The sequence below is a fragment of the Sphingomonas sp. 66-10 genome (genome assembly GCF_001897045.1).
In the GTDB taxonomy this organism is placed as follows: domain Bacteria; phylum Pseudomonadota; class Alphaproteobacteria; order Sphingomonadales; family Sphingomonadaceae; genus Sphingomonas; species Sphingomonas lycopersici.
On the sequence record NZ_MKRR01000106.1, the window covers coordinates 106021 to 107040 of the forward strand.

Annotated in this window: 2 protein-coding genes; one reads left to right on the forward strand and one right to left on the reverse strand. The window is 69.9% G+C overall.

The window, feature by feature from the left end; translation table 11 throughout:
• On the forward strand, positions 1–286 hold a 286-nt coding region (locus tag BGN95_RS10230), incomplete at its 5' end, for a lysophospholipid acyltransferase family protein (RefSeq protein ID WP_286772545.1).
• A gap of 67 nt (positions 287–353) precedes the next feature.
• Here BGN95_RS10230 and BGN95_RS10235 read toward each other — a convergent pair.
• Positions 354–1020: prephenate dehydrogenase/arogenate dehydrogenase family protein (locus tag BGN95_RS10235; protein ID WP_286772546.1), on the reverse strand; the 667-nt coding region annotated here is incomplete at its 5' end.

A 1020-nucleotide genomic window follows, 5' to 3' on the forward strand; every position in this document is an offset into this window, starting at 1 on the left:
AGCGGCGGCCAAGGCCTCGGGGCGGTCGGTGATCGTCTATCCGGAGGGGACGCGGGTCGCGCCGGGCGAGCAGCCGCCGCTGCGCTCGGGATTTGCCGGGCTGTACAAGGCGCTCGACCTGCCGGTGGTGCCGATCGCCACCGACAGCGGGCGGCTGCTTCCCAAAAAAGGGGCGAAGCATCCCGGCGTGGTGACCTTCCGCATCGGCGCGCCGATCCCCGCCGGCCTGCCGCGTCGCGAGGCGGAACGGCGCGTGTGGGCGGAGATCAACGCGCTAGAGAAATAGGCGGCCCGCCCCTTTGCTCCCCTCCGTGGCGAAGGGAGGGGCGCAGAGAAGAAGGGGAAGTGGAAGCTCAGTCGTGCTTGCGCCCGAAATCGGCCGCGGCATCGTCCTGGCCCTGATCGACGATCGAGCGGCGGATCGCGCGGGTCTGGGTGAAATGCTCGAACAGGGTGTCGCCGTCGCCCCAGCGGATCGCGCGCTGGAGCTGAGACAGATCTTCGCTGAAGCGCTGGAGCATCTCCAGCACCGCTTCCTTGTTGGTGAGGAACACGTCGCGCCACATCGTCGGGTCCGACGCGGCGATGCGGGTGAAGTCGCGAAAGCCGCCCGCGGAGAATTTGATCACCTCGGATTCGGTCACCTCGGCGAGGTCGTTGGCGGTGCCGACGATCGTATAGGCGATGAGGTGCGGCAGATGGCTGGTGATGGCGAGCACGCGATCGTGGTGATCGGGCGCCATCGTCTCGACATTGCTGCCGAGCCGGCGCCAGAATTCGCCGACCCGCGCCGCGGCGGCCGCGTCGCCGTCCGCCAGCGGGGTGACGATGCACCAGCGGCCGTGGAACAAGGAGGCGAACCCCGCCTCGGGGCCGCTCTGCTCGGTGCCGGCGACGGGGTGCGCGGGAACGACGATCGCGCCTGGCAGCGCCTCGCGCAGCGCCTTCGCGACCGATTCCTTAGACGAGCCGACGTCGCTGACGATCGCCTCGGCGGGCAGATCGGCGGCGATCTCCGCC